The sequence below is a fragment of the Streptomyces sp. 2-1 genome (genome assembly GCF_048564895.1).
Classification (GTDB): domain Bacteria; phylum Actinomycetota; class Actinomycetes; order Streptomycetales; family Streptomycetaceae; genus Streptomyces; species Streptomyces phaeochromogenes.
In genome coordinates, this window is the sequence record NZ_CP183383.1 from 3,562,946 (window position 1) to 3,581,273 (window position 18,328).

At 70.6% G+C, this 18,328-nt stretch carries 18 protein-coding genes; 11 read left to right on the top strand and 7 right to left on the bottom strand.

The features are described from left to right. Window positions 1-2: 2 nt before the first annotated feature. A complete protein-coding gene (locus tag ACN20J_RS15710) occupies window positions 3-770 on the bottom strand; it encodes an SDR family NAD(P)-dependent oxidoreductase (protein WP_189838205.1) in 768 nt (255 codons plus the stop codon). Beyond that, window positions 767-1,741: an alpha/beta hydrolase gene (locus ACN20J_RS15715; RefSeq protein WP_419666118.1), complete on the bottom strand. Its 975-nt coding sequence runs from the start codon at window positions 1,739-1,741 to the stop codon at window positions 767-769. The genes ACN20J_RS15710 and ACN20J_RS15715 overlap by 4 nt, the downstream gene beginning before the upstream one ends. An 82-nt stretch (window positions 1,742-1,823) precedes the next feature. Here ACN20J_RS15715 and ACN20J_RS15720 point away from each other — a divergent pair, with 82 nt between their 5' ends. The 4 genes from ACN20J_RS15720 (at window position 1,824) to ACN20J_RS15735 (ending at window position 7,077) form a co-directional block, all read left to right on the top strand. Beyond that, window positions 1,824-2,450 (top strand): TetR/AcrR family transcriptional regulator, encoded by a 627-nt coding sequence (locus ACN20J_RS15720; protein ID WP_419666119.1) that lies wholly within the window; start codon window positions 1,824-1,826, stop codon window positions 2,448-2,450. Between the two features lie 180 nt (window positions 2,451-2,630). Continuing rightward, the gene (locus ACN20J_RS15725; RefSeq protein WP_419666120.1) at window positions 2,631-4,856 is read left to right on the top strand and encodes an MMPL family transporter; all 2,226 of its coding nucleotides are present in this window, start codon (window positions 2,631-2,633) and stop codon (window positions 4,854-4,856) included. 233 nt (window positions 4,857-5,089) lie between these two features. Then, window positions 5,090-6,424 carry a sensor histidine kinase gene (locus ACN20J_RS15730; protein ID WP_419666121.1) on the top strand — a complete coding sequence of 445 codons (1,335 nt, stop codon included), beginning with the start codon at window positions 5,090-5,092 and terminating at the stop codon, window positions 6,422-6,424. Beyond that, the gene (locus tag ACN20J_RS15735) at window positions 6,421-7,077 is read left to right on the top strand and encodes a response regulator (RefSeq protein ID WP_055613705.1); all 657 of its coding nucleotides are present in this window, start codon (window positions 6,421-6,423) and stop codon (window positions 7,075-7,077) included. Before ACN20J_RS15730 ends, ACN20J_RS15735 begins: the two co-directional genes overlap by 4 nt. 15 nt (window positions 7,078-7,092) lie before the next feature. On the opposite strand, the gene ACN20J_RS15740 is transcribed toward ACN20J_RS15735, so the two are convergent. Both ACN20J_RS15740 and ACN20J_RS15745 read right to left on the bottom strand, forming a co-directional pair. Next, window positions 7,093-7,635 (bottom strand): flavin reductase family protein, encoded by a 543-nt coding sequence (locus ACN20J_RS15740; protein ID WP_361919089.1) that lies wholly within the window; start codon window positions 7,633-7,635, stop codon window positions 7,093-7,095. Beyond that, window positions 7,632-8,630 carry a beta-ketoacyl-ACP synthase 3 gene (locus ACN20J_RS15745; protein ID WP_362000542.1) on the bottom strand — a complete coding sequence of 333 codons (999 nt, stop codon included), beginning with the start codon at window positions 8,628-8,630 and terminating at the stop codon, window positions 7,632-7,634. Before ACN20J_RS15745 ends, ACN20J_RS15740 begins: the two co-directional genes overlap by 4 nt. Window positions 8,631-8,984: 354 nt before the next feature. On the opposite strand from ACN20J_RS15745, the gene ACN20J_RS15750 reads away from it, so the two are divergent. After that, window positions 8,985-9,212 carry a hypothetical protein gene (locus tag ACN20J_RS15750; RefSeq protein WP_419666122.1) on the top strand — a complete coding sequence of 76 codons (228 nt, stop codon included), beginning with the start codon at window positions 8,985-8,987 and terminating at the stop codon, window positions 9,210-9,212. A 35-nt stretch (window positions 9,213-9,247) separates the two neighbouring features. After that, window positions 9,248-9,853, top strand: coding sequence for a response regulator transcription factor (locus tag ACN20J_RS15755; RefSeq protein ID WP_189838197.1), 606 nt, complete (start codon window positions 9,248-9,250; stop codon window positions 9,851-9,853). Window positions 9,854-9,865: 12 nt separating this feature from the next. On the opposite strand, the gene ACN20J_RS15760 is transcribed toward ACN20J_RS15755, so the two are convergent. After that, window positions 9,866-11,116: a sensor histidine kinase gene (locus ACN20J_RS15760; protein WP_419666123.1), complete on the bottom strand. Its 1,251-nt coding sequence runs from the start codon at window positions 11,114-11,116 to the stop codon at window positions 9,866-9,868. A 150-nt stretch (window positions 11,117-11,266) separates the two neighbouring features. Next, the gene (locus ACN20J_RS15765) at window positions 11,267-11,767 is read right to left on the bottom strand and encodes a MarR family winged helix-turn-helix transcriptional regulator (RefSeq protein WP_189838195.1); all 501 of its coding nucleotides are present in this window, start codon (window positions 11,765-11,767) and stop codon (window positions 11,267-11,269) included. 91 nt (window positions 11,768-11,858) lie between these two features. Between ACN20J_RS15765 and ACN20J_RS15770 the strand changes: the two genes are divergently transcribed. The 3 genes from ACN20J_RS15770 (at window position 11,859) to ACN20J_RS15780 (ending at window position 15,329) form a co-directional block, all read left to right on the top strand. Beyond that, complete coding sequence (locus tag ACN20J_RS15770) at window positions 11,859-13,397, top strand: MFS transporter (protein ID WP_361919095.1); 1,539 nt, start codon at window positions 11,859-11,861, stop codon at window positions 13,395-13,397. A gap of 209 nt (window positions 13,398-13,606) precedes the next feature. After that, window positions 13,607-14,164, top strand: a complete 558-nt coding sequence (locus ACN20J_RS15775; RefSeq protein ID WP_419666124.1) for a hypothetical protein — start codon at window positions 13,607-13,609, stop codon at window positions 14,162-14,164. A 349-nt stretch (window positions 14,165-14,513) separates the two neighbouring features. Further along, complete coding sequence (locus tag ACN20J_RS15780; RefSeq protein WP_189838192.1) at window positions 14,514-15,329, top strand: AfsR/SARP family transcriptional regulator; 816 nt, start codon at window positions 14,514-14,516, stop codon at window positions 15,327-15,329. A 123-nt stretch (window positions 15,330-15,452) separates the two neighbouring features. Here the strand turns inward: ACN20J_RS15780 and ACN20J_RS15785 are convergent, their stop codons facing one another. Beyond that, window positions 15,453-16,511 (bottom strand): DUF6081 family protein, encoded by a 1,059-nt coding sequence (locus ACN20J_RS15785; protein ID WP_361895884.1) that lies wholly within the window; start codon window positions 16,509-16,511, stop codon window positions 15,453-15,455. Between the two features lie 190 nt (window positions 16,512-16,701). Here ACN20J_RS15785 and ACN20J_RS15790 point away from each other — a divergent pair, with 190 nt between their 5' ends. Both ACN20J_RS15790 and ACN20J_RS15795 read left to right on the top strand, forming a co-directional pair. Continuing rightward, on the top strand, window positions 16,702-17,622 hold the full coding sequence (locus ACN20J_RS15790; protein ID WP_359856811.1) for a pseudouridine-5'-phosphate glycosidase: 921 nt from the start codon (window positions 16,702-16,704) through the stop codon (window positions 17,620-17,622). Next, window positions 17,619-18,302, top strand: coding sequence for an HAD family hydrolase (locus ACN20J_RS15795; RefSeq protein ID WP_419666125.1), 684 nt, complete (start codon window positions 17,619-17,621; stop codon window positions 18,300-18,302). The genes ACN20J_RS15790 and ACN20J_RS15795 overlap by 4 nt, the downstream gene beginning before the upstream one ends. Window positions 18,303-18,328 lie beyond the last annotated feature (26 nt).

The window sequence follows — 18,328 nt, forward strand, 5'->3', positions numbered from 1 at the left end:
CCTCAGACGGCGGCCCAGCCGTTGTCGACCGGCAGGATGACGCCGTTGATGTTGCTGGCGGCGTCCGAGGCGAGGAAGACGATGGCCGCCGCCTGCTCGTCGGCGTCCGCCGCACGGCCGATGTTGCCCCGGTAGCCCATGATCACGGACGGGCCGAGGGCATCCTGGTCCAACTGGACCTGGATGCCCGTCACCGTGCCGCCCGGAGCGATGGCGTTGGTCCGTACGCCCTTGTCCCGGTACATGACGGCGAGCGACTTGGTCAGACCGGCGACGCCGTGCTTCGAGACGGTGTACGCGGCTCCGGCGGCGCTGCCGCGCAGGGACGCCTCGGACGCGGTGAACACGATCGCGCCCTTGCCGTTCGCGAGGAGGTGGGGCAGCGCGGCGCGGGTGAGCAGGAACGGCGCGGTGAGGTTGATCCGCAGGACGCGCTCCCACTCGTCGTCGTCCGTCTCCCCCGCGGCGGACATCCGGTCCATGATGCCCGCGTTGTTGACCAGTACGTCGATGCCGCCGAAGGTGTCCACGGCGGTGGCGACGACCTGGTCGACGGTCCGCTGCTCGCTGAGGTCCCCGACCACGGTGACCGCGGTGCCGCCCGCCGCGACGATCTCCTCGGCGGCCCCCTTGGCACCGTCGGCGTTGAGGTCGGCGAGGACGACACGGGCGCCCTCCGCCGCGAAGCGCAGGGCGGCGGCGCGGCCGATGCCGGAGCCGGCCCCGGTGACGACGACCGACTTGCCCGACAGACCTGTGCTGGTGCTCATGACTGGTTCTCCCTCGGGGTGTTCCCGGGCCCGGGGGTCGTGGCCCGGCGTACGTGCGCGGCGATCAGGGCGTACACGTCCCTGGCCGTTTCGGCGTCCTTCTGGTCGTATCCGTGGTCGGCTCCGGGGACGTCGTAGTGGTCGAGCAGCGCACCGGCCTCGCGCAGCCGGTCGGCGTACCGGACGCCCTCCGCGCGCAGGAGGTCGTACTCCGCGGTGACGACGAAGGCCGGGGCGATGCCCGTGAGGTCCGCGGTGTCCGACGGATGCGCGGGCGAGACCAGGGGGTCGGTGCGCCGCCGCGGGTCGGGCACGTACGCGGAGTCGAAGACGTCCGCCATCCAGGGGCGCAGCATCGGCTTTGCGATGGCGGCGCGCTTGTCGCGGGCGTCGGTCGCGAGGTCCAGGGGCGGGTAGTGGAGAACTTGGAGCGCGATGGACGGGGCCTCGCCGTCCTTGGCCTCCAGGGCCTGGCGGGCCACCGCCGCCGCGAGACCGCCGCCCGCGCTCTGGCCCCCCACCGTGAGCCGGTCGCCGTCCCAGCCGTGCTCGGCGCCGTGCCCGGCGACCCATCGGACGATCTCGTACGCCTGACGGGGCGGGGCAGGAAACGGGTGCTGGGGAGCGACGGCGTAGTCCACGTTGACCACCGCGACGCCCGCTTCCGCGGCGAGGAAACGGCACAGGGGGTCGTCGAGTTGGATCGGCGGGAGCACGTAGCCGCCGCCGTGGAAGTTGACGTGCACGGCCGGGGCCGGGGTCGAGACGGAGGCCGTGCCGGTGCCGGGCAGGTAGACGACCGCGCGGGCAGGGCCGGCCGCGGTCGGGACGGTCAGCTCGCGGGTGTTCCCCGGGTACTCCGGATAGCGGCCGAGCAGGGAGGACGCGATACGCCGGTCCGCCAGGGCGGTGAGACGCTGCATCGCCCTGGCGGCCAGGGAGGCGATCGCCGGCCGGGCGAGAAGGGACATGACGGCTCCGTTCGGTGGACCCCCGCCACTATCCAGCATATGTCGGTTAACCAACAAGTGGCGGAAAGGATACGCTCACAGAATGCCCGCACGTCCCATGGATCCCCGCACCCGCCGTTCCCGCTCCGCCCTTGAGACCGCCCTGCTCGAACTCATCGCCGAGCGGGACCTCAGCCAGATCTCGGTCTCGGACATCACCAAGCGCGCGGGGGTCAACCGGTCGACGTTCTACGAGCACTACACCGACGTGCACGACCTGGCCGCCGCCGCGTGCACGACGGTCTTCGACGAGTTGGTCGCGGCCAGCCCCGCGGCGGTCCCGCCGACCACCCCCGACGGCGATCCCCCGGACAACCCCCTGCCGGACCTCTTCGCGCACGTGGCCGAACACGCCCCGCTCTACCGGGCCCTGCTCGGCGACGACGGCAGCGCGCGGGTCATCAACCACCTGCTCCAGCGCATGACGGTGACCGCCCGCGTTCGGAGGAGCCCGGCCCCCGAGGACCCGGCGGACGCCGTCGGCGCCCCGCACGACCCGGCGGCCGCGTTCGTAGCGGGGGCCGTGCTCGGCAGCGTCGTCGACTGGCTGCGCCACGACTGCCCCGGCACGCCTCATGAGATGGGCGCCGCCCTCTGGCCGCTGCTCATCGGTATCGCGGCGGCGGCCGGCTGGGAGACCGAGCGGCCGGGATCCCCCGCGGCCGGCTGACCGTGCGCCGAGGGGCGTATTCCACAGGATGAGGGCGGTCTAGTACCCCGGTACTAGGCCGCCCTGCCGTTTCGCATCTCCGGTGCCGCAGGTGGCCGGGATTCCCTTCCTAGCGTGGGACACGGGTCGCGCAGGCCCTCTTTCTTCCGTCCCGATGCTGATTCCGCTGGGAGTAATTCCGTGGCCACCTTCCTCTACCGGCTCGGCCGGTTCTCGTTCAGGCGACGACGGCTCGTCCTGATGCTGTGGATCGCGGTCCTCGCCGCCGTCGGCATAGGCGCGGCCAGTGTGTCCTCCGGTACGTCGGACACCTTCTCCATCCCCGGCACCCAGTCGCAGAAGGCGCTGGACCTGCTGGAGAAGGAGTTCCCGCAGGCGTCGGCCGACGGGGCCACGGCGCGCGTGGTGTTCGAGGCGCCCGACGGGCAGAAGCTGACGTCAGCGGCGCACAAGGCCGAGGTCGAGTCCCTGGTCGACGACCTGAAGTCGGCGTCCCAGGTGGCGAGCGTCGCCGACCCCTACACCGGAGGCACCGTCAGCAAGGACGGCTCCGTCGCCTACGCCCAGGTGACCTACAAGGTCGTCCCGGACGAGATCACCGACGCCACCCGCGCCGGCCTGGAGCACGTCGCCGAACAGGGCGAGCGGGCCGGTCTCGCGGTCAGCATGGGCGGATCGGCCGTCGCCGAGGAGGCCCACCAGAGCACGGCCGAGCTGATCGGCATCGTGATCGCCGCCCTGGTCATGGTCATCACCTTCGGCTCGCTGGTCGCGGCCGGGCTGCCGCTGCTGACCGCGCTCTTCGGCGTGGTCGCGGCGATCTGCGGGATCACCGTGGCGAGCTCGGTCATCGGCCTGAGCTCCAGCACGAGCACGCTGGCGCTGATGCTGGGCCTGGCGGTGGCCATCGACTACGCCCTGTTCATCGTCTCCCGCTACCGCGGCGAGCTGAAGGAGGGCCACGACCCGGAGGAGGCCGCGGGACGCGCTCTGGGCACCGCCGGATCGGCCGTGGTGTTCGCCGGGCTGACCGTGGTCATCGCACTGGCCGGACTCAGCGTCATCGGCATCAAGATCCTCACCGACATCGGTCTCGGCGCCGCGTTCGCCGTCGTCATCGCCGTGGTCATCGCGCTCTCCCTGCTGCCCGCGATGCTCGGTTTCGCCGGTACGCGGATCTCGGCGGGCAAGCTCAAGACCCGCCGTATGCGGGCGGTCGAGCGCGGCGAGCGCGAGCCGATGGGTGTGCGCTGGTCGCGGTTCGTCCTGCGCAACCCGGTGAAGGTCCTCGGAGCCTCGGTGGCCGGCCTGCTCCTGCTCGCCGTCCCGGCCCTGTCGCTGCAACTCGGCATGGCCGGCGACGAGATGGCCGCCCCCGGCAGCACCCAGCGCATCGCCTACGACACCGTCACCGACGGGTTCGGGGCCGGCTACAACGGGCCGCTGACCGTTGTCGTCGACGCCCGCGGCAGCGACGACCCCAAGGCCGCCGCCCAGGACGCGGTCACCCTGCTCGAAGACCTGCCCGACGTCGCCTCGGTGAGCCCCGCGTCGTTCAACGGGACCGGTGACGTGGCCCTGATCCGCGCCGTCCCCGGCTCCTCCCCCACCAGCGAGGACACGGTCGCCCTGGTGTCCGACATCCGCGACCGGGGCCCCGCCCTGCACGACGACACCGGCGCCGAACTGATGGTCACCGGCACCACCGCCCTCAACATCGACATCTCCGGCAAACTGAACGACGCCCTGATCCCGTACCTGTGCGTGGTCGTCGGCCTCGCGCTGATCCTGCTGATGCTGGTGTTCCGCTCGATCCTCGTACCGCTCAAGGCCGCCGCGGGCTTCCTGCTCAGCGTTCTCGCCACGCTCGGCGTCGTCGTCGCCGTCTTCCAGTGGGGCTGGTTCGCGGATGTCTTCGGCGTCGACCAGACCGGCCCGATCGTGAGCGTGCTGCCGATCTTCATGGTCGGCGTGGTGTTCGGCCTCGCGATGGACTACCAGGTCTTCCTCGTCACCCGGATGCGGGAGGAGTACGTCCACGGGGCCGAGCCCAAGGAAGCGGTGATCGCCGGGTTCCGGCACGGGGCCCGTGTCGTCACGGCCGCCGCGGTCATCATGATCTCCGTGTTCGCCGGGTTCCTCTTCAGCGACACCATGCTGATCAAGTCGATCGGCCTGGGCCTGGCCGCCGCCGTGTTCCTCGACGCCTTCGTCGTACGGATGACCATCGTCCCCGCGGTCATGGCCCTCCTCGGCCGCCGCGCCTGGGCCCTGCCCGGCCGACTGGACCGGATACTGCCCAACGTGGACGTCGAGGGCGAGAAGCTGCGGCACCTGCTGGAGGAGGACACCGAGAGGACCGAGGGCGAGGGGATCCCCGAGCCGGTCCACACCGGCAAGGGCTGAACCGCCCCCGCAGGCAGGGGCCGGGGCCCAGCCGCCTCCCGTCGGTGAGGGCCGAGCCCCTCGCCACCGGCCGCGACTCGGCCGCCGCCACCGGCCAGGGCCCGGCCGTCGGCCGTACGATCCCCAGCAGGGCGTACGGCCGGCGCCGGCCCTGCCCACCCGGCCCCGCCCGCCGGTCCCACTCCCCCCGGGGACCGGCGGGCGGCCCCCGCACAACGAGAGGCCGTCAGGACGTGACCGCACCAACCGCCCCCGGGCCATCGGCTCCCTCCGTCGCGCCCGAGGCCCTGCTGGACGGGACGAACCGGACCACGGACGTCGCGGTCATGAAGTGGCTCATCGGGATCAGGCAGGCGGACCTGACTCATCCGGGGTTCAGACGCTGGGTGGTGCCGCTGCTCTGCGCCGGTCTCGGCATGCCGGCCGTCCAGAACTCGGCGAAAGGCATCGGAGCCCCTGTACCGACGTTGCTGGCCCTGATCGTCGCGTTCTGTGTCCCACTGCTGTGGCGGCAGCAGCGCCCTGTCCTGGTCTTCGCCCTCACCTCCGCCGTCTCCGCGGTGGCCCTCGCCGCGGACGCCGACACGGGCGCGGAGGCCGCGCGGATCGTGGCACTGCTCAATGTGGGCCGCAGCGTCAGGCCCGCCCAGCTGGCGGTCTGTCTGGGGATCGCCATCGCGCAGACGACCGTGGGGGTCGTCGTCCGCGGCGCCGAACAGCCCAACGAGCAGTTCCTGCAGACGCCGGTGCTGGCGATCGTGCAGTCGGCGCTCATCGCGGCGGTCGCCGCGGCGGGCCTGGTCGGCCGGGTCATGAACGCCTACATCCGGGCCCTGCACGAACGCGCCGTCCGCCTGGAGGTGGAGCGCGACCAGCGGGCCCGCCTCGCCGCCGCCGCCGAACGCGCCCGCGTCGCCCGGGAGATGCACGACATCCTCGGCCACACCCTCGCCGTGATCGTCGGCCTCGCGGGCGGCGCCGCCGGACTCACCGAGGCGAAACCGAAGCGGGGCGCCGAGACCCTGCGCATCATCGCCGACAGCGGTCGCGGCGCCCTGGCCGAACTGCGCCGCCTCCTGGCCGTCATCGGCGAGGAACGCGACACCGAGGACGGCCGCCCCCTCGCCCCCCAGCCGGGCCTCGCCGACCTCGACCCCCTCCTGGAACGCGTCCGCGGCGCCGGCCCCACCGTCACCCTGCACACACGGGGCGCCCTCACCGGTCTCGCCCCCGGCCTCCAACTGGCCGTCTACCGCGTGGTCCAGGAGTCCCTGACGAACACCCTCAAGCACGCGGCGTCCGATACGAGGATCCACGTCTCCCTCACCACGGACGACACGTCCGTGCACGCCACGGTCGAGGACGCCGGTCCCTCCCGTACCCCACGCTCCTCCGCCCCGCGGGAAGAGGGCCGCGGCCTGGTGGGCATGCGCGAACGGGCGGCGCTGTACGGAGGAAGCGTCACCGCGGGCCCGAACGCCCAGGACGGCTGGACGGTGGAGGCCCACTTCCAGACCGCCACGCCACCCCCGCCGCACACCACACCCACGGAGAAGCGTCCCGCATGACGACTGTCCTCATCGTCGACGACCAGGCCCTGCAACGCCTCGGCTTCAGCATGCTCCTGGAGCAGCACCCCGACCTGACGGTGGTCGGCGAGGCCACCCACGGCGCCGAGGCGGTCCGCCTGACGGCCGAACTACGCCCCGACGTCGTCCTGATGGACGTCCGCATGCCGGGCATGGACGGCATCGAGGCCACCCGCCGCATCGTGGAGTCCGGCGGCCGCTCACGAGTCCTGGTCCTCACCACCTTCGACCTGGACGAGTACGCCTACGCGGCCCTGCGCGCCGGAGCCAGCGGCTTCCTCCTCAAGGACGCCCTCCCCGACGAACTCACGGCGGGCATCCGGGCGGTGGCCTCCGGCGACGCGGTCATCGCCCCCGGCCTGACCCGCAAACTGATCGACGCCTTCTCCGCCCACCTCCCGGGCACCACCCCCGCCCAGGACCGCCAGCTCACCGCCCTCACCACCCGCGAACGCGAGGTGTTGACGGCCATCGCCACGGGCTGGTCCAACGCCGAGATCGCCACCCGCTTCTCCCTGGCCGAGTCCACGGTCAAGTCCCACGTCAGCCACATCCTCGCGAAGATCGGGGCCCGGGACCGGGTCCAGGCGGTGATCTTCGCCTACGACATGGGGTTGGTACGGCCGGCCTGAGCGGGCCCCGGCCGGTCAGGGACGCGGCAGGCGGGGGTGTTCCGGGCGGCGCAACTGCTGGAAGGCCCGGTCGTGGTAGACGAGCGGTTCGCCCCGGCCGGGGAGGACATGGCGCACGGCGCCCACCAGGATCATGTGATCGCCCGCGGGGTGGCGGGCGTGCACGTCACAGTCCAGGACCGCGAGCGCGCCCTCCACGGCCGGGAGCAGGCGGGGGGTGGTCACGGTGTCCTCGGCACGGAACTTGTCCGCGCCGGTGGTGGCGAAACGGGTGGCGAGAGCCCTCTGCTCCTGGCCCAGCAGACTGACCGCGAAACCCCGGCAGTCCATGAAGGCCTCGTAGGAACTGGAGGTCTCGGCCAGGCAGACCAGGACCAGTGCCGGATCCATGGAGACGGAGCAGAACGAGGTGGCGGTGAATCCGTACGGACGGCCGTCGGTGTCCTCGGTGGTGACGACGACGACTCCGCCGGCGAGCTGGGCCATGGCGGCCCGGAACCCCTCACGGACCTGAGAGGGCTCGACGTCGGCGACGGCCCGCCGGTCGGTGCGGTTCACGGCAGAACCACCACCTGGGAAGCGAAGTTGAGGCCGGCTCCGAAGCCCACGAGGAGCGCGGTGTCCCCGGTGGACGCCTCCTGGGAGGCGAGCAGCGCCTCCAGGGCGAGCGGTATGGACGCCGCCGACGTGTTCCCGGAGCGCACCACGTCACGGGAGACGGCGGTGGCACCGGTGAGTCCGAGCCGCTCGGTCATCAGCTCGATCATGCGGAGATTGGCCTGGTGGGGAACGAAGGCGCCGAGCTCGGCCGGTGTCAGCCCGGCCTCGCCGACCGTCCGGGCCAGGGCGGGGGCCACCTCGTCCATGGCCCAGCGGAAGACCCGGCGGCCGTCCATGCGCATCCACGGCCGTTCGGGGGCGGCCCCGTCGGCCGTGGCCCAGGGGGCGGTCATCCTCAGCGCCTCGCTGTGGGCGCCGTACGCCCGCCGTACGACCGGGCCGATCCCCGGCGTGTCGGAGTCACCGACGACGACCGCGCCCGCGCCGTCCGCGAAGAGGAAGGAGATGGTGCGGTCGGTGGGTTCGACGATGTCCGTCATGCGTTCGGCGCCGACGACCAGCACCCGGCGGGCGCTGCCCGCGCGGACCGCGTCGGAGGCCATGGCCAGCGCATGGCAGAAGCCCGCGCAGGCCGCGGACAGATCGACGCCGGCGGCGGCGCCCGCGCCCAGCTCGTGTGCCACGCGCACGGCGAGCGGAGGCGTCTGCACCAGATTGGACATGCTGGCCACCAGCACGAGATCGACTTCGGCGGGCGTGGTTCCGGCCTGCGCCAGGGCCTTCTCCGCCGCCGTGGCGGCCATCATCAGCAGGGTCTCGTCGTCGTCCGCGAAACGGCGTTCGACGATGCCGCTGCGGGTCTCGATCCACTCCTCGGTGGAATCGATGAGCCGGCAGATCTCGGCGTTGCCGACCACCCGGCGCGGCCGGTAGCCGCCGATCCCGAGAAGCGCGCTGTGGCGGGTCCCGGCTGTCAGGACGGTCCGTGTCATCGCCCTCTCCTCCGTATCGGCTGCGGCATCCGTGAACGGATACGTTCTTCGCGCCCAGCGTCGACGGGGACGGTGGAGAAGCCCTTGAGCTCAGCTCAGGGCGCGGGCGGCGGCGGTGAGCCCGGCGGGCGGACGACTTCCGCGCAACTGCCCGTGCGGTGGCCTCTTTTCACCACGACCCACCCATTTGGAACTCAGGAGGAATATCCGCCATTCGCAAGAGAGTTCACACTACGATGACGGTGGCCGGATGGCTGATGACCAGATGATCGATCCGCTTTCCGGACCGCGCGGATAGGTGAAGAGCGTCTGGAATCGATGGTGTTGACACTCGTTCGACTTCGGGGGGTTCGCGTGCACGCCGAACAGCACACTCTTGTCTTCGCGCCGCATGCCGGACCGGATGGCGGCATCGCCTCTTTTCCGCGGGACCCGCAGCTCACCCGCGTGATCACCGGCCTGCGGGCCAAGAACTCCAGCGGCTCCGGACTCTCCGCACGGCGATCCGGCGCAACAGGGCCGAAGGCGACGAAGAAAGCGATTGCCAGCCCTTTACCACCACATCGAGCCGCTGACGAGTGAGTGAAAGCTGAACAATAAATTAGGGGGAACGGCTCGTGATACGGCTGATCATCGCCGAGGATGTACCCATGCTCCGCGGGGCACTGGTGGCGTTGATGGAACTGGAACAGGACCTCAGCGTCGTGGCGGAGGTGGGCAATGGCAACGACATTCTTCCCACCGCGCTGGAACACCGGCCCGACATCGCCGTGATCGATATCGATCTGCCCGGCACCGACGGGCTCACGGCCGCCGCGAAGCTCCGCTCCTGTCTCCCCTCCTGCCGGGTCCTCATCATCACGAGCCTCGGCAATCCGGCCGCGCTCCGCCGTGCGCTCGCCGCCCAGGTGGACGGATACGTGCTCAAGGACGCCCTGCCGAGCGAACTGGCCCAGGCGATACGCAAGGTGGCGGCGGGTCAGCGGGTCATCGATCCGCAACTCGCCCTGCTGGCCTGGGACGGCCCGGCGCAGCAGCTGACCCCACGCGAGGTCGATGTACTGCGCCTGGCCGCCGCGGGCGAGGACGTGCGCGTCATCGCGAAGGAACTGCACCTGAGCGTCGGCACGGTGCGCAACTACCTCACGACGATCGTCCACAAGCTCGGTGCCCGCAATCGGGTCGACGCGGTCCGGATCGCCAGGGACAACGGTGTCATCTGACCACCCCTCATGTCAGCGTGCGTGGTGAGGCGTGGGCTGCCGTCCGGGACGGGGCTGATGTACGGCGGGCCGGGCCGGCAGAACGGCGCGCAGATGGAACCAGCCCCACTCGGTGGTGACGTTCAGCTCCCCGCCGACGGTAGCCAGCCGGTCGGCGAGATTGCCGAGGCCGCCGCCGCGGCGGCCGGCCTCGGTGCGTGACATCCCGTCCTGGACGCCGTCGTTGGAGATCGCCAGCCACCGCTGCCCGTCGGTCTCGCCGAACTCGATGCGGCAGTGCCTCGCCGCGCTGTGGCGCAGCAGGTTGGTGACGGCCTCCCGCAGCACTATGGCCAGGATCGAGCCGGTTCCCGGGTCGAGGTCACCCGGCTCGCCCTCGATGGTGGTCTCCACGTCCGCCGCGTCGAGCACTCCGGACACCGAGCGCAGCTCCGCCGTGACGGACAGGTTCCGGCAGCCGCGGGCGACGGCCCGGACGTCGGCCAGTGCCTGCCGTGCGATGTTCAACGTCTCGACCAGTTCCTTCCGGGCGCGGTCGTCGTCGACTCCCACCTTCCGCAGCGTCAGTTCACTTTTCAGCGTGATGGCGGAGAGGCTGTAGCCGAGCAGGTCGTGCAGGTCGCGGGCGACGCGGAGGCGCTCTCCGGAGACCGCGGCCAGGGCCGTCCGGTGGCGCAGCCTGTACTGCTCGACGACGATGTCGCTCAGCCGGGTCAGCCCGTAGACCATCAGCCCGATGACCACGGTGGCGAGCGTCAGATAGAGCGACGGGGAGAGGGCGAACGAGCCGAGGGCGAGTCCGAACACGGCGGCGGCGTTGAGGACGAAGAGGACCCAGGCGAGCGCCGATCCCCGGAGCACGACCAGCACGGCCCCCGAGAGGAATCCGCCGAAGCCGCCCCACAGCACGCCGAACATGGGAAACGGCGCATAGGCCAGTGCGGCCTGCGGGACGAGTGTCCAGGGGCCGATCCTGGCCCTGAGATGAACGGCATAGGGATTGCAGTGAAATAGCTGCAGCCCGAAGAATGCGATCAGTATCAGCACGGCGCCCACGAGACTCAGGGATTCGTGGTGCCACTTCAGCAGATTCAGTATCGCCATCAGCGCGTAGCCCAACTGGACCGCGCCGGTGATGAACAGGGCCAGTCGCAGCCCGGTCGCACCTAATTCCACTCCGATTCCCGATTCAGTGCCATCGGAGTCGAAGTCGTAGTCGTAGTGGTGGTCGTAGTCGTGGAGCCGATTCTCTGCGTAGACCACGTAGCTTTCCCCCTGCGCATACATGGACCGACCCCCGCAGTCGTTCACGAGGGCGTGCGAACAACCGTCACATCACGGAGTGGCGGACCCGCCCTTCGGCGGGCCGTTCCCGCGAGAGGCACGCCACGGCGCGCGCCTGCGGACGTCGAATCAGTCTGCGGTGGCAGCGACCGACTGTCGCTCCTGCGCGCCCATGAGCTCCCGCTCGTACACACGCAGGGTGTCGATGAAGGTCTGCCGTTCGGCCGGGCTCAGCGGTTCGAGCGCGACCCGCCAGGCGTTCACACCGTTCTCCAGCCAGGCGCGTACCGCTTCCCGGTACGGCTCGGCGATGCTGACGATCTTGCGACGCCGGTCGGCCTCGTCCTCCTTGCGGTCCACCACCCCGTACCGGTTCAGCTCCCCGACCAGCAGGCTGACCGTGGCCGGGACCAGCTCCAGCCGGGTGGCCAGCTCACTGACGGCGAGCGGCCCGTCGAAGAACAGATAGGCCAGCAGGGACAGATGGCGCGGAGCGAGGTTGTACTCCTCCAACTGCTGAGGCACCGGCGTGCGTTTGGTGCGTGCGACGACACGCGGCATGAGGAGCAGGAGCGTCCGGACCCCGTTGTCGACGCTCAGCCCTGCCCCCTGCCGACCATCGCTTGACATGACGCAGCCCCCGCAATAGCTTTGCTTTGAAAGCAAAACAGATTTGTCTTGCTTCCCTTGCTGCTCCCGAGCCTACCGGAAGGGCCGTCCCATGACGGTGGAAGAACAAGCTGATACGGCGCCCCCCGCGCAGTACAGCCCGAAGCGCTGGGCGACGCTGGGCGTCACCCTGTTCGCGGTGTTCATGGACATGGTGGACAACACCGTCCTCAACGTGGCCCTGCCCGCCGTCCAGCAGGACCTGGACGCCTCCTCCGCCCAGCTCGAATGGTCGGTGGCGGGATACACGCTGGCCTTCGCCGCCGCCATGATCACCGGTGCCCGTCTCGGCGACCAGCTCGGGCGCCGGCGGATCTACCTCATCGGCCTCGGCGCCTTCGTCGTCACCTCGGCACTGGCGGGCGCGGCCGTCAACCCGGAGATGCTCATCGCCTCCCGGATCCTCCAGGGCGCCGCGGCCGCGCTGATGGTGCCGCAGGTCCTGGCGATGCTCCAGGTGGACTTCCCGAAGTCCGAGCGCCCGAAGGCGATGTCCATGTACGGCATGTCGCTGGCCGTCGGCGGCATCGGCGGCCCGCTGCTGGGCGGCGTCCTGCTGGAGGCCGACCTCTTCGGCCTGGGCTGGCGGCCGGTCTTCTACGTCAACGTTCCCGTCGGACTGGCCGCGCTGGTCGCCGCCGCCATCCTGACCCGTGAGTCGCGCGTGGAGACCCGGGAGAGCTTCGACATCCGCGGCACCCTGATCGCGACCGTCGGCCTGATCAGCCTGCTCTTCCCGCTCGTACAGGGACGCGAACTGGACTGGCCCTGGTGGACCTTCGCCCTGATGATCGCCTGCCCGGTGATCCTCTGGCTGTTCGTCCGTTACGAGCACCGGGTCATCGCCCGCGGCGAGTCGCCGATCATCGACCCGGCCCTGCTGCACCACCGCAGCTCGCTCGGCGGCCTGCTCGTCGCCATCCTGTTCTTCTGCGGCATGGCCTACCAACTGGTCCTCACGGTCCACCTCCAGACGGGCGAGGGGTACTCCCCCCTGCGCACCGCGGTCGCACTGGTCACGTTCACCGTGGGTGTGGGCATCGGCTCGGCGGTGGCCCCCCAGCTGATGCCGCTCGGCCGCCGGGTGGTGCTCCTGGGCTGCGCGGTCATGGCCGTCGGCATGGGTGTCATCACCTGGACCGTCGACCACTACTCCGGCTCGCTGGAGTGGTGGCACCTGGCACCCGGCATGATCGTCTCCGGTATCGGCCTCGCCATGGTCGCCGGGACGCTGCTCACCATCGTGCTGGCGCAGATGCCCAAGTCCGCCTCGGGCGCCGCGTCCTCGCTGATCAACACAGCCATCCAGATCGGCGTGGCCACCGGCGTCGCGATCGTGGGCACCGTCTACTTCACGCTGCTGGAGGACCGGCACACGCCCACCGACTCGGCGGTCGTCGGCCTGCTGACCGTCGTCGGCCTCTACACCCTGGCCGGACTGCTCGCCTTCGTGCTGCCGCCGGGACGGGTCGACGTGAGCGACGTCGACGCGGACACGGACACCGATGCCGACTTCGACCACCACCACGCGACGGCCGCCGGCACGGCCCTGCCCCCGGAGGCCGGGACGAAGGCGCGCGTCGCCCCCTGAGAGGGCCCCCCGCCCTCGTCAGGAGTGCCCCGCCGCGGTCGGTCGCGGCGGGGCACCGGCATGTCCGCGCCCAACGCCGCGGACACCCCCGACGCCCCGGACGCCCTCGACCGATCCTCGATCATGACGGACCACAGTGTGCGGCACAGGACCTTCAAGACCCTGGCGGCCTTCAGAGCCTCCAGGACCTTCAGGAAAGGAACGTGCCCATGCTCTCCATACGTTCGCGGCGCCTCGTCCGGGGCGGCCTCGGGACACTCGTCGGCGTGCTCGTGCTCCCGCTGATCGGCTCGGCGCCCGCCGGGGCCCAGCAGGACGCGAGAGGGTCGGCCAAGGCGGTCGCCATGACGGAACTCGACTTCCTGCTCGGCGACTACACCTGCGCCTACACCGACCTCACCCTCGAGGAGCCCACCACGGTCACCCTCAACTGGGACACCAAGAAGACGCTCGAGGGCAAGTTCTACGAGATGCACCTCAAGAGCCCCGCCTTCGAGGGGCGCTGGGTCTTCGGCCTGAACACGGTCGACAACCGGTACACCTCGTTCTACTGGGACACCTGGGGCAACACCGGAACCGCGTCCTCCGTCGGCTGGAAGCGCGACATGCTGCGCTTCCAGGGCCCGTACATCACGCCCGGCGGGCACGCGGACAGCAAGGACGAGTTCCGGGTGGTCAACAGCGACCGGTTCACGGACGACGCCTTCATCCGGTTCGAGGGCCAGCCGTGGAAACAGATCAGCCATGTGGACTGCCGCCGGTCCTGAACCGCACGCGGCGCCCAGGCCGGCCCCGAACCGCACCGAGCGCCGCACAAAGCCCCGCACCCGACTCCCGGGCCGGGGCTTTTACATTCCGGCCAACAGGTCGATAAATGCGCGTTACAAAAGGTTGCCCGGCCCGCCGAAGGTGTGCCAGAATTCACATTACCTGGGTGCGATGCCCGGACCGGCATCGCACAAAATTGGCTGGTTCTCGCCCCACCTTTTCCTCCCCGAGCCGATCACCCGCGCCGGGTATGAGGAATTCATAGGCACAGCCATGGCGGATTCACTATGGCGATCCGAAGTCCTCTGCGAGGCTCCCAATTGGAATTTTCCGACAGGGGGCCTGGATATGGAAATCGAAGTTTTAGGACCGCTCGACATCCGTCTGGACGGCACGTCGATCGTGCCGAGCGCGGGCAAGCCTCGGCAGATACTGGCACTCCTCGCCCTGCGAGCCGGACGGATCGTACCCGTACCGGTTCTCATGGAGGAGATCTGGGGTGACCGAATACCCCGGAGCGCACAGACCACCTTGCAGACCTACATCCTTCAACTCCGCCGCAGGATCAGCGCAGCCCGGCCGGACGTCCGGCGACCGACCGCGAAGGACGTACTGTCCACCCGGTTCGGCGGATACCTGTTGTCCGAACCGGTGCTCAGCAGTGATGTCGGAACGTTCCAACGGCTCACGGCGGAAGGGAGCGCCGCACTGGAGAGGGGCGAGGCCGGCCTGGCCGCCGACGTGCTCGGCAGGGCCCTGAGCCTGTGGCACGGCTCGGCCCTCATCGACGTACCGACGGGGCATGTCCTGGACACCGAGATCCTCGGCATCGAGGAGGCCAGGGCGCGGGCGCTCGAACTGCGGATCGAAGCCGATCTGCGGCTCGGCAGGCACGCCGAACTCCTCGGCGAGCTGCGGATGCTGGTCGCCCAGCATCCGATGCACGAGAGCTTCCACGCGCAGCTGATGATCGCCCTGTGCCGTTCCGGGCACACCTGGCGGGCCCTCGACGTCTACCAGCAACTGCGCTCGGCGCTCGTCGGGGAACTGGGCGTCGAACCGTCCGACCGGATACAGCGGCTGCACCAGCAGGTCCTGGGCGGAGGCCTGGACAAACCGCGAAGCACCTACGTGGAGCGCGATCTCGCCCTCGAACTGCGGTAACTCGCGGTTCGAAGCTCGGTGTTGAACCCTGCGCGCCGGTGAGAACCGGTCGCACGCACAGAAGCGGGGCCGTCGTAGTGCTGACGGCCCCGCTCCCTCATGTCCCGTGATCCGCTCCCCCGGTCAGGGCCTGCGGATCACCTTCGTCCAGTCAGCCCTGATCTCGGAGCCCTGGCCGAAGAGCCGGTTCTCGACCTTGCTCTCGGGGTCGAAGAACTTCTGTGCCACCGGCTCACCGCGCCGCGGATCGAAGTAGAAGCCCTCCTTGTGCTTGAGCCGCACCAGCGCCCCGCCGTCGGCCGCGCCCGGCTTGGCCCCGTCCAGCAGGCTGCCCAGCCCCATGCCGCAGGTGATCTGGTCGAGCTCGACCCGCTCCTCCGTGCCGCCGTGGTCGAGCGTCATGTACTTGCGGTCGAAGGCGCGCGTGCCGATCTTGTCGGTCTGGAGCTTCTGCCGGCCGTCCACGAACCAGGTCACGCGCTTGCCGCTCTGGTCCAGCCGGACCTCCAGTTCGTGCATCGCCCCCGGCGCCGTCTTCGCCAGCGGGATCGCGTAACCGTAGGAGGCGTAGTCCTCCGTGTCGCTCGGCAGGCGCTCGTAGATGGCGTAGATGGTGTCGTTCGTGACCGAGAAGTCGGCGATCGCCCGGGACTCGAAGTCGGCGGTGATCAGCGCGATCGAGGCGAGCCTGATGTCGGACGCCGGGTCCTTGACGGTGCTCCCGAACGGGTTCTCGGTGCCGAAGGTCCGGCCCGCCACCTTGTGCACACAGCTGATGGAGCCGGTGTCCGGCACCTCGAAGCCCGGGACGTTCTCGGCGGTGAACCGGTTGGGGAAGGCGATCCACTTGATGTGGTCGTCCGAGTCCGCGCCGCCGTCCGGTCCGGTGCTGCGGGCGTAGGCCGGGTCGCCCGTCTTCGGGTTGACGCCGGTGGGCACCACGTTGAGCACGCCGCCCGGCGTGGTGACGACGGCGTCCCCGGTCGGCCACTCCGCATCGCCCTGGAGCAGCCAGTTGCCGTTCTCACCGGTGGTGAATCCGGAGCCGTACGTGTCCTGGAACAGGACGGTCCCGCCGCCCGCCCCCGCCCGCGACGCCGTCGGCGCGGACTGCGCGGTCGCCGGCAGCAGCGCCACCACGGCCGCCGCGGCCACCACGGCGTACGCAACCTTGTGTCTCATCGTTCCCCTTGCCACAACTACCCCCTGTTTCAGCGGTTTCCGGTTCCGCGACCGTGCCGGAAGGCACCGGAGTTTCTCTTGAGGACCGCTGCGGCACGGGCTTCGACAGCTCCTCGACCGGGGCTCCAGCGGGGCCGGGGAGGGTGACCAGGCGAGTCAGTTCCCGCACCTCAGGAAGGACACCCCGGACATGGAACGACAGCCCGACCAGCTGCTAGAGGTCAGCGACGAGATCGCCACGGCGCTCGCGGAACGGCGTCCGGTGGTGGCGCTGGAGTCCTCGCTCATCACCACCGACCCCTCGTCCGAGACCGCCTCACTGATCGAGAAGGCGGTACGGGGCGCCGGGGCCGTACCCGCCACCATCGGGATCGCCGGCGGGAAACTCGTCGTCGGTCTGACCGACTCCCTCATCGACCGCTTCGCCTCCACCAAGGGCATTCCGAAGATCAGCGCGCGGGACATCGGCGGCGCGCTGGCCGGCGGCGGCCTCGGGGCGACGACGGTGGCCGGCACCATCGTGATCGCCGAGCGGGCCGGCATCCAGGTCTTCACCACGGCGGGCATCGGCGGTGTGCACCGCCGGGGCGAGGACACCCTCGACATCTCCCCCGACCTGCTCCAGTTCCGCAAAACGAAGATGACCGTGGTCTCCGGCGGCGCGAAGAGCATCCTGGACCACCGGCTGACCGCCGAGTACCTGGAGACGGCCGGTGTCCCCGTGTACGGGTACCGCACCGACAAACTCGCGGCCTTCGTGGTGCGCGAGGCCGATGTGCCGGTGACCCGCATGGACGATCTGCACACCGCCGCGCGCGCCGCCGAGGCCCACTGGCAGGTCAACGGACCCGGCACGGTGCTGCTCACCAGTCCCATCGACGAGCAGGACGCGGTGGACGAGGCGATCGTCGAGGCCGCCATCGCCGAGGCCCTCGCCCAGTGCGACCAGGAGGGCATCGTGGGCAACGCGGTCAGCCCGTACCTGATGAAGGCGCTCGCCAGGGCCTCCGGCGGCATGCTGCCCAAGGCCGGCCGCTCCCTGCTGCTCAGCACCGCCCGGGTCGCGGGAGAGTTCTCCGCCGCCCTGAGCGCCGTACAGGCCGAGCGGTGACCGGCGACCCGGCCGCGGCGGACCGTGGTGTGATCCTCGACCTCGACGGCACGCTCGCGGACACCCCCGCCGCCATCGCCACCATCACCGCCGAGGTCCTGGCGGCGATGGGCACGGCGGTGTCCCGAGGGGCGATCCTCTCCACGGTCGGCCGCCCGCTGCCGGCCTCTCTCGCCGGGCTGCTGGGCGTTCCCGTGGAGGACCCGCGGGTGGCCGAGGCGACCGAGGAGTACGGGCGGCGGTTCGGCGCCCATGTGCGGGCGGCCGGGCCGCGGTTGCTGTATCCCGGGGTCCTCGAAGGGCTCGACCGGCTGTCCGCCGCCGGTTTCCGGCTGGCCATGGCGACCTCGAAGGTCGAGAAGGCCGCGCGCGCCATCGCCGAACTCACCGGTCTGGACACCCGGCTGACGGTCATCGCGGGCGACGACAGCGTGGAGCGCGGCAAGCCGCACCCCGACATGGCCCTGCATGTCGCCAAGGGGCTCGGGCTCGCTCCGGAGCAGTGCGTGGTGATCGGAGACGGGGTGCCCGACGCCGAGATGGGGCGGGCCGCCGGAATGACGGTCATCGGGGTCTCGTACGGCGTGTCCGGCCCCGACGAACTGATGCGGGCGGGAGCGGACACGGTCGTGGACTCCTTCCCCGCGGCGGTCACCGCCGTACTGGACGGACACCTGTGAACGCGCCCCGCACGCCCGGCACTCCG